Origin of the sequence: Streptomyces sp. NPDC093109 (assembly GCF_040701725.1) — a bacterium.
In the GTDB taxonomy this organism is placed as follows: domain Bacteria; phylum Actinomycetota; class Actinomycetes; order Streptomycetales; family Streptomycetaceae; genus Streptomyces.
The window spans coordinates 1-9,497 of sequence record NZ_JBFBEZ010000085.1 but is presented as its reverse complement, the minus strand read 5'-3'; the positions used below and the strand labels follow the sequence as shown (position 1 = coordinate 9,497).

Annotated in this window: 9 protein-coding genes; 6 read left to right on the top strand and 3 right to left on the bottom strand. The window is 70.1% G+C overall.

The window, feature by feature from the left end; genetic code table 11:
* The 3 genes from AB0389_RS37420 to AB0389_RS37410 all read left to right on the top strand — a co-directional run.
* Positions 1–2,316, top strand: a 2,316-nt coding sequence (locus AB0389_RS37420) for a tetratricopeptide repeat protein (RefSeq protein ID WP_366400058.1), incomplete at its 5' end; no start/stop codon positions are given.
* Between the two features lie 147 nt (positions 2,317–2,463).
* Positions 2,464–3,066, top strand: a complete 603-nt coding sequence (locus AB0389_RS37415; RefSeq protein WP_366400057.1) for a recombinase family protein — start codon at positions 2,464–2,466, stop codon at positions 3,064–3,066.
* Between the two features lie 41 nt (positions 3,067–3,107).
* Entirely contained in the window at positions 3,108–3,299 is a 192-nt protein-coding gene (locus tag AB0389_RS37410; RefSeq protein WP_366400056.1) for a hypothetical protein, read from the top strand.
* Between the two features lie 782 nt (positions 3,300–4,081).
* Here AB0389_RS37410 and AB0389_RS37405 read toward each other — a convergent pair.
* Positions 4,082–4,480, bottom strand: a complete 399-nt coding sequence (locus AB0389_RS37405; RefSeq protein ID WP_366400055.1) for a DUF6415 family natural product biosynthesis protein — start codon at positions 4,478–4,480, stop codon at positions 4,082–4,084.
* Positions 4,477–4,977, bottom strand: coding sequence for a hypothetical protein (locus AB0389_RS37400; protein ID WP_366400054.1), 501 nt, complete (start codon positions 4,975–4,977; stop codon positions 4,477–4,479). The genes AB0389_RS37405 and AB0389_RS37400 overlap by 4 nt, the downstream gene beginning before the upstream one ends.
* Positions 4,978–5,188: 211 nt before the next feature.
* Between AB0389_RS37400 and AB0389_RS37395 the strand changes: the two genes are divergently transcribed.
* Together AB0389_RS37395 and AB0389_RS37390 are read left to right on the top strand one after the other, a co-directional pair.
* Complete coding sequence (locus AB0389_RS37395) at positions 5,189–6,520, top strand: hypothetical protein (protein WP_366400053.1); 1,332 nt, start codon at positions 5,189–5,191, stop codon at positions 6,518–6,520.
* A gap of 10 nt (positions 6,521–6,530) precedes the next feature.
* Entirely contained in the window at positions 6,531–7,112 is a 582-nt protein-coding gene (locus AB0389_RS37390) for a GNAT family N-acetyltransferase (protein WP_366400052.1), read from the top strand.
* Positions 7,113–7,359: 247 nt separating this feature from the next.
* On the opposite strand, the gene AB0389_RS37385 is transcribed toward AB0389_RS37390, so the two are convergent.
* The gene (locus AB0389_RS37385; RefSeq protein WP_366400051.1) at positions 7,360–7,674 is read right to left on the bottom strand and encodes a hypothetical protein; all 315 of its coding nucleotides are present in this window, start codon (positions 7,672–7,674) and stop codon (positions 7,360–7,362) included.
* Positions 7,675–8,305: 631 nt separating this feature from the next.
* On the opposite strand from AB0389_RS37385, the gene AB0389_RS37380 reads away from it, so the two are divergent.
* Positions 8,306–9,406 (top strand): hypothetical protein, encoded by a 1,101-nt coding sequence (locus tag AB0389_RS37380; RefSeq protein ID WP_366400050.1) that lies wholly within the window; start codon positions 8,306–8,308, stop codon positions 9,404–9,406.
* The last annotated feature ends 91 nt before the right edge of the window (positions 9,407–9,497 follow it).

The window sequence follows — 9,497 nt, the reverse complement described above, 5'->3', positions numbered from 1 at the left end:
CTCGCCACCGCCTGGCACCACATCCCCACCGTCGTACGCCTCGACGTCCTCGACAAGGCCGACGCGCTCGACCTCCTCACCCGCACCGCCACCGCGACCGCCCCCGGCCGGGACCTCGACGGCGCCGCCGACCTGTGCGCGGAACTGGGCTATCTGCCCCTGGCCGTCGAACAGGCAGCCGCCTACCTCGCCCAGAACCCGCTTACCACCCCCCGCGCGTACCTCGCCCTGCTCGACGAGTACCCGGCGGAGATGTACCGCGCCGGCGCCGTCGGCATCACCCAGCCCGAACGCAGCATCGCCCGCATCTGGCACCTCACCCTGGACCGGATCACCACCCTCCAGCCCCAGGCCGCCGACCTGCTGCGCGTCCTGGCCTGGTACGCACCCGACCAGATCCCCGCCACCCTCCTGGACGGCCTCGCCAGCCCGCCCGCACTGAACGCCGCGCTCGGCCTCCTCACCGCCTACAGCATGATCACCCCCGACCCCGCCACCGGCACCCTGGCCGTCCACCGCCTCGTCCAGGCCCTCGCCCGCACCCCCGACCCCGACGACCCCCACCGCACCCCCCACCTCATCGACCAGGCCCGAACCCACGCCACCAACCAACTCACCACCGCCCTCCCCGCCACCATCGACACCCCCGACACCTGGCCCACCTGGCGCACCCTCCTCCCCCACATCGACGCCCTCGCCAGCCACACGGCCCAGGACACCGACACCGTCACCACCGCGCAACTTCTCAACACAACCGGGTGCTTCCTCAACGGCCAGGGCCTGCCTACCCGCGCCATCAGCCACCTCCAACGCACCCTCACCGACCGGGTGCGGGTGCTGGGCGAGAACCACCCCTCTACCCTGGCCTCCCGCAACAACCTCGCCGCCGCCTACGAGTCGGCGGGGGACCTGGGCCGGGCCATCCCCATGTACGAACAGACCATCACCGACATGGTGCGGGTGCTGGGCGAGGACCACCCCTCCACCCTGACCTTCCGCAACAACCTCGCCTACGCCTACCAGTCGGCGGGGGACCTGGGCCGGGCCATCCCCCTGTACGAACAGACCCTCACTGACGCCGTGCGGGTGCTGGGTGAGGACCACCCCTCCACCCTGACCTCCCGCAACAACCTCGCCGGCGCGTACGAGTCGGCGGGGGATTTGGGCCGGGCGATCCCCCTGTTCGGGCAGACCTTGACCGACCGGGTGCGGGTGCTGGGCGAGGACCACCCCTCCACCCTGGCCTCCCGCAACGACCTCGCCGGCGCGTACGAGTCGGCGGGGGACCTGGGCCGGGCGATCCCCCTGTACGAGCAGAACCTCACTGACGCCGTGCGGGTGCTGGGCGAGGACCACCCCTTCACCCTGGCCTCCCGCAACAACCTCGCCGGCGCCTACCAGTCGGCGGGGGACCTGGGCCGGGCGATCCCCCTGTTCGGGCAGACCTTGACCGACATGGTGCGGGTGCTGGGCGAGGACCACCCCGACACCCTGGCCTCCCGCAACAACCTCGCCGGCGCCTACCGGGCGGCGGGGGATTTGGGCCGGGCCATCCCCCTGTTCGGGCAGACCCTGACCGACCGGGTGCGGGTGCTGGGCGAGGACCACCCCTCCACCCTGACCTCCCGCAACGACCTCGCCGGCGCGTACGAGTCGGCGGGGGACCTGGGCCGGGCGATCCCCCTGTACGAGCAGAACCTCACTGACGCCGTGCGGGTGCTGGGCGAGGACCACCCCTCCACCCTGACCTCCCGCAACAACCTCGCCGGCGCCTACGAGTCGGCGGGGGACCTGGGCCGGGCGATCCCCCTGTACGAACAGAACCTCACCGACATGGTGCGGGTGCTGGGCAAGAACCACCCCTCCACCCTGACCTCCCGCAACAACCTCGCCGCCGCCTACCGGGCGGCGGGGGACCTGGGCCGGGCCATCCCCCTGTACGAACAGACCCTCACCGACATGGTGCGGGTACTGGGCGAAGACCACCCCTCCACCCTGACCTCCCGCAACAACCTCGCCGGCGCCTACCAGTCGGCGGGGGATTTGGGCCGGGCGATCCCCCTGTTCGGGCAGACCTTGACCGACATGGTGCGGGTGCTGGGCGAGGACCACCCCGACACCCTGGCCTCCCGCAACAACCTCGCCGGCGCCTACCGGGCGGCGGGGGATTTGGGCCGGGCCATCCTGCTGTTCGAGCAGACCCTCGCCGACACCATGCGGGTGCTGGGCGAGAACCACCCAATGACAGGAACCGTCCGAAGCAATCTCGCTCACGCCGTCGCCGATCGCGATGGCGGCGAAACCGGGCAGTCCTGACCCTGTGTCATAAGCATGGATGTGACACAGGCCGTCACCAGCTCCACGGTGATCACGTCGCCGCAGGTCGGCCTGTGTCAAAACTTAGTGTCAGAACGTCGTGTCAGAATCTGCGTCACAGCGTAAGGTTATGGGACGGTGGCGCGTATGGATCTCGCATACTGCAGAGTCAGCACCACCGCGCAGGACCTCGCCCGCCAGATCGACGCGATGCACGCCGCCGGCGTCGCCGAGGAGCACATCTACGTCGACAAGCGCACCGGCGCGAACATGGACCGCGAGGGCCTGACTGCGCTGCTCGCCTTCGCCCGTCCCGGCGACCGGATCAACGTGCTCACCCTGGACCGGCTCGGCCGGAACATGCGCGAGACCCTGAACCTCGTGCACGACCTCACCGAACGCGGCGTCTTCCTGCGTACGCTCGGCGACAAACTCGCCGTCGACACCAGTGAACCCGGCCCCGGCACGGACATGGCCATCGCACTGCTCGCCATGTTCGCGCAGATGGAACGGATCTACATGCTGGAGCGCGCCGCCGGTGCCCGCGCCTCCAAAGAAGCCCGCGGCCTGCCCACCGGCCGCCCCGCGAAGCTCAACGCCACCACCCGAGCCGGAGCCGCCCAGCGCATCAAGGACGGCGCCATCCCCGAACAGGTCGCCAACGAACTCGGCGTCAGCCGCTCCACCCTCTACCGGGAACTACGCAAACACCGCGAAAGCACTGCCGAACCCGCCGGACAGGAGGCCTGATCGGTGAGCCGGGCCGCATCACCGCCGGTCATGGTTATCCGGTGTTTTTCGGCGATTACTACTGGGAGGCCCACCAGGCGTACCGCGAGGCGTGGGGACCGGTGAACAAGCGGTTCTGGATCGACGCCGCCGAGACCGAACGGCGCCGCAGGGCCCTCGACGAGGTGTACACCGCGATTGGTGTCACCGAACGAGGAAGGAAGGCAGCCATCCTCTCCGCCGCCGCGGCGTAGCTTCTGGCTCCGCGCCAGGGATCTCCTTCGGCGGCGGGGCCACCCGGTCCGGCTCCAGACCCACCTTGTGCGGGTGCACGCACGCCGGTGTCCTGTCCTCGGTGTACCGGTGGCCGTCCGCCGGGTCGAACGGACACTCCCATGACGGCCGGTCGTACACGACGAAGCCCTCGCGCGGTAACCGCTTCGACGGGCAGATGCCGCACGCCGGATGATCCTCGCCCTGGGCGAACGGCTCGCTCATGACGGCACGGTAGCGGAGCAGGAACACCGGCCGCCGCCGGAACACCCCAACGAGGGCGGCGCTCATCCCGGAACGGCAGGGGGATGAGCGTCGTCGCACGTCACACCCCATTGGACCTATTGGGTCTAATGGGGGCGGGCGATGCCGGGCGGCCCCCTTCGGGCGAGCGTCCGTGGCTCGCGTACGGCTGCCCCCGAGGGACGACCTCCCGGGGTACGGGCGCGGGTAGCGGGCGAGAACACCTTGTGCCCAGGCCGGGCAGACGGTCTCGCAGACCCTGTTGCGGCGGAGGCACTCTTGTCCAGCCGGAACCCGGGCGAGGCGCCCGTCTGACCGGACAGCGAGCCCGGCATTCTGATCCCCGGGCGCCCGAGCTGCCGGTCCGACTCTCTTTCTCTTCTCTATTGGGCCTGTTGGGTCCAATGGCTCCAATAGGCCCTGAACAGGCATGCAGAAGCCCCCGGCAGCGCTGGCGCAGAAGCAGCCGCCGGGGGCTTCGCCGTCGCCCGGGCCCACGGGGGAAGGCGCCGGGCGACGGTCAGGGGCCCGTAGCCGGGGCGGCGGGCAGGGCGTCCTCAAGACGGTCCAGCCGCTCGTACAGGGCGAGCACCAGACGGGCGCGGCTCTGGACGCAGCCTGGGGTTCCGAGGAGCTTGCCCGACAGCCGTTCGGCGGCTTCGGTCAGGACGACCTCGGCGAGCGCGCGGCGCCCGTCGTCCTTCGGGAGCCCGGCGGCGCGGCGCTGGACGTCGGTGGCGACCGCGCGGGCGTGTCCGGTCAGTTGGAGGGCGATCTGCTCGCAGTCGTTCGGCGGTACGTCGGCCGAGGCCGGCCACGCGAGCACGGACTTGGCCAGCGCCAGGTGAGGATCGCGGTCCAGAGGCAGGTCCGTGTCGAGCAGGCCTTCGGGGTCGTACAGCACGGTGCGGGTGCTCATGAGACGGCCGCCGTTTCGGGTGTGTGTGCGGCCAGTTCCCGCAGGCGGGCGGCGAGTCGGTCGGCCGGGACCAGGGCGGGCGGTTCGCCGTCGCGCGGGTGGCTGATCAGGTCGGCCGCGGCGGTGCTGTCGCCGTAGGTGGTGGGCATCAGCAGCTGGTGGCCGCGGGAGAGCACGCGGACGCCGGCGATACCGTCGCAGACGGCTCCGGAACCGGGCGGCACCATTACGTACAGCACGTCGCGCAGGTGGTCGACGAGGACGAGGCGATCGCGGCGGGTCCCGATACGTAACCCGGTGAGCGCGGTCAACCCTGTCTCCATCGGCGCGATGGCCACCGCGTCCCAGCGCGTGCCACAGGCCACCCAGCTTGTGCCGTTCGTCGAGCGCGCCCACCGCGCCCGCTTCTGGTCGGTGAGCCGCGCCAGGTCGTGCCAGGTCGGCGCGGCGGGCTTCTCCTTCATCCTCTTGGCCGTTCTGCCGGAAACGGTCGCCACGGCGGGGCCTCCCTGTTCGGTCGTCACGTCACCTGCCACGCAACCAGTCGCGCGGCGGCGGATGCGACGCCGGACCGATGCAAGAACGATGCGAGTCGGCCCGGCCGGGGTGAACTGTGGCCAGGACCGGGGCAGGAGGTAGGGCGGGAGCGGTACGGTCACCGCACCCGTCATCGCCTCCGTCACTGTGGACGCCGCCAGGAGCGCCGGTATGGCTGACCGCCGTCTTCATCACCACCGCAACGCCCAGCTGCGCGCCGTACGCGAGGGCGAGTTCCAGATGTCCCGCCAGGAGTTCGCCCGGCTCATCGTCGCGACGGGCGAGGAAATGGGCGAGGCGGTCGGCTGCACCTCGCGTCTGGTGGCGGCCTGGGAGGACGGCGAGGTCGGACTCCCGCGCGCGGTCTACCGGCGCATCCTCACCAGGATGACCGGGCGCTCCCCGCGCGATCTCGGCTTCCGGCCCACCACCACGGCGCTGCTCGCCGAGCCCACCGCGCCCGCCGCGTCTGCCGTGGCGAACGGGCCGGACCAGGAAGTCCCGGTGGCACGCCGCACCTTCCTGGCCGACGGCGCGGGCGTCGTCCTGTCGCTCATGCCCGCCGAGGGCGCCCAGGACAAGGCTCCGGGCCGGATCGGCGTCGGTGACGTACGTACCGTCGACCGGGCCGTCACCACGATCTACGCCCACGACCACGATCACGGCTCCGCCGCCCTGCGCCGGGACGCCTCCAATGCTCTGCACACCGTCTACCGGTGGCTGCAGGAGGGCACCTACACCGACAGGACGGGCAAGCGGCTCCGCTCGGCGACGGGCCACCTGTCCATCGCGGCGGGCTGGCTCTCGTACGACAGTGGTCGCGCCGCCGACGCCCGCTCGCTGTACGGCGAGGCGCTGGCCGCCGCGCGGATCGCCGACGATCCCGGGCTGGAAGGACACGCCTTCGGCTGCCTGTCCCTGTTGGCCAAGGCGTCCGGCCGGCCCCGCGAGGCGATCTCCGCCGCGCAGGGCGCGCAGTCCGCGGTCCGTACGTACGGTTCGTCACGGATGCTGTCCCTCTTCGCGATGCGCGAGGCCGGCGGCTGGGCGCTTCTGGGCGACGCCGGCGCCGCGGACAAGGCGATCGTCCGCGCCCATCGCCTTTACGCCAAGGGCCCCGGCGGCGCCGATCCGGCGTGGCTGGAGTTCTTCACCCCGGCCGAACTGGCCGGGCTCGAAGCCCTCGCCCGCGCCGATCTCGACCAGCACTCACGCGCCGCCGCAGGCGCTGAGCAGGCCGTTCTGCTGCACGGCGACGCGTTCGCGCGCAACCGCGCCCTGTACACCGCCGACATCGCCATCCAACATGCGGTCAGGGACCGACCGGAGCCGGAAGCCGCGGCCGAGGCCGCCGGACGCGTCCTCGCGTACCTCCCCGACGTGCGCTCCGACCGTCTGCTGCGGCAGCTGCACAACGTCGAGAGCGCGTTCCAGCGGCACGCCGCCGTCCCGGCGGTCGCCGACTGGCTGGAGGAGTACCGCACCACCATCGGCGCCAGTTGAGGAGGAGACGGTGACCACCCCGAGCACCCGCACCGACGTGGTGATCCGCACCTACGGACCCGGCCAGGTCCCACCGCTGACCGACGTCGTCGCCGACATCTGGGCCGACGCCCACCCCGAACTCGTCGACAACCCCGACGCCGCCACCGCCGGCCTCTCCGTACCCGCGCTCCACCGTCAGATCACCGGCCACCTCAAGTGGAAGGGCTTCACCATGGCCGTCGCGTACGCCAACGGCACCCCCGTCGGCTTCGGCTACGCCTTCCCCTGCAGCGCGGCGTACTGGTTCGGCCCCGAACTGATCGACCACGTCCCCGAAGGCGCCCGGCACGAACGCCTGATGGGCCTGTGCGAACTGGCCGTCCGCCCACCGTGGCAGTCCCGAGGCATCGGCTCCCGCCTCCACACCGAACTCCTCAAAGCCATCGCCCCGGCGTGGTCGTCGCTGCTCGCACTGCCCTCCAACCGGCGCGGCCAGGACCTGTACGCGCGGCTCGGCTACGAGTACGCGGGCCCGTACCGCAACGGGCCCGACACGCCGGAGTTCGACCTCCTGCTGCTCCGGGTCGAGGGCGGGACCGGCCAGGAGTGACGCGTTACCCCTATTGGCCCCAACAGTGTCAACCTGCTGTGGCCAGGGAGGGGATCCTCTGGGCTAGCGTCCGTGAACCGCGGACAGTTGGCTCCGGGGGCGGCCTCGCGGCGGCGGATCGGGCGGTGCTGCTGGTGGAGCCGGAGACGCCGGACGAACTCGCGCACTCGGTCCTGCGGGTTCCTGAGCTGAACCCGGAGCAAGGGGCCGGGCGGGGCCAGCCGCGGCCACGCCCGGCCCGCGACGGTCACCGGCGGCGGACCAGGGCGACGCAGCCGCATACGGCACCGGCCACGGTGCCCACCGCCGAGATGCCGCTCAGGAAGATACCGATGGGCGCCGCGAGCCCGGGGTGCTCGTAGGCGACGTACGCGGAACCCGCGCACGCCAGCAGCAGCAGCATGCCGCCGAAGATGATCACGGCCATGCCGATGATCACGATGATGGCCGGCAGGGGCGACACCGCGGAGGCGGGCGCGGGGGCGGGGCCCGACGGGCGATGGTCCGGGCCGGGCTCGGGCAGAAGCGGCGCGGGACTGGTCGGGACGGTCGGTACGGACATGGCGGTGCCTCCAGAAGTTCGGGCTGTACGTGCGATGCGTACGAGCGGAACGGAGCACAGAGTGCTCCCACCCCTTGCGTCTCGGGGCGGCGCGCATACAGCCGGAAGTGGGCGGACCCCGCACATGAGTGCGGGGTCCGAAGCGGGACGGCAGCAGGATGGGACAGTGCGGGGTTAGCGCCGCAACCCGGATCGATCGGCCTTAACCTTTCAGCCCGGTGACGCGTATTCACACGGTCCAACCTGCTGTTTTCCCAGCAAGGAGCGGCTGCGGCGCTTGAATGGCACACACCCCTCGGACCAGATGCAGAGGAACCGACCTCGAAGTCGGTTCCTCTCAATCCAGTTGGGAGGGCGCCGATTGGCGCGGGCGAGCCTCACCGCTGCTGGGGCAGTCCCGGGCCCGGTCCCCTGAGCAAGTCACCCCCTGCCGGTCATGGAAGCCCTGTCTGCAATGGCGGGTCCGCTTTAGGCCCATTAGTGCCAACAGATCCAACCCCATCTGAGCTGTGGACAACCGGAACTGAGGGCTTTCCTCCGTTGCTGATCTTCATTGACGTCAATTTTGTTCGGGGGCAGCAGTCAGATGCAAACGCCTCCGCACCACCCAGCGGTTCAGTAGCCTGGATGGGTGATGACTGAGTCCTCGGAGCCGCCGCCCCAACTCGGGCTACTCGACCTCACGGTCGACCTCTCCGTTCCGCAGGTGTACTCAGGTACGGACTTCACCGTCTACCTTCACGTCAAGAATCCTTTTGCAGCGTCCATCTGGATTGATGCCGTGGAACTGAGCCTGCCGACCCAACTGGTCTGGCGGGTGCCCGAGGCGCCAGAGAATCGGGGCCCTGGAAATCTTTCCGCGACGGAGTCCGATGCCTTACGGGAGGCGGTCCGGCAAAGGCGGGCCCGCAAGAACTCGCTATCGCGCGAGCTGGAAGTACTCGGACCTGCTGACCAAGACACGCGGGAGCGCATCTACCAGGAAATCCAGCGACTGGACGAGGAGAACGAGATTGCCCTAGGGCGGCTGCATGGAGTCACGGAAAGAATCCGCCTTGACGCCGCCGGATCGTCGACAGTCAACCTTCACGGCAAAGCCCGCGAAATGCGCATCTCGGCCAGCGAATTCTCGACCGTCAACGTGTACGACCCGATCGTGAACGATCGTGAGCGAGTCCCACTGGTGGGCTCGCTGCCACCCGGTGCAGCACTGGAACCTGGATGCACCGACGTCCGGACCATCCGCCTCGGCACGAGTCGTAGCCCGTTCTTCATCCCGGCCAGCTACCGACTACAGATCACCGTCGTCTATGGGCTAACACCGGCCCCCCGTGTAAGTGGCCCGGATGCGCTGCCGAATGGGCTGGGCGAAAGCTCTGCTGCCCGACGGCGGCTCTTCTCCAACACCACCTCTCTCACGGTGCCTCTCAAAGCAGCGCTGTGGAAGGTGATGTCTGGTGGCGCGTTTGGTGGTGCGGTGGGAAGTGCGGCCCGATCGCTCCAGGACGCCCACAGCCTGAGTACTCTGTTCCACCAGCATCTCGGAACGGCCATCAGCTCGCTCGTGCTCGCCGTCATCCTCAGCAGCGCCGCGATTGTCTTCGCGGCGCGGAAGTCAGAGGCGCAGTCCTTCATCACCGTGGAGGATTTTTGGGGCGGAGTCCTCATCGGCTTCCTGATCGGCTACTCGGGAACCGCTGCGTTTGCAGAGCTGACCGGCGTGAGTAGCTAAGAGTGTGTCTCACGTGGCAAGTTTCGCGAGCTTCTTGTAGCAGGTCAGGGCGGCGGCCAGGCCGAGGAAGGCGAGAAAGTGCGAGCCCTTT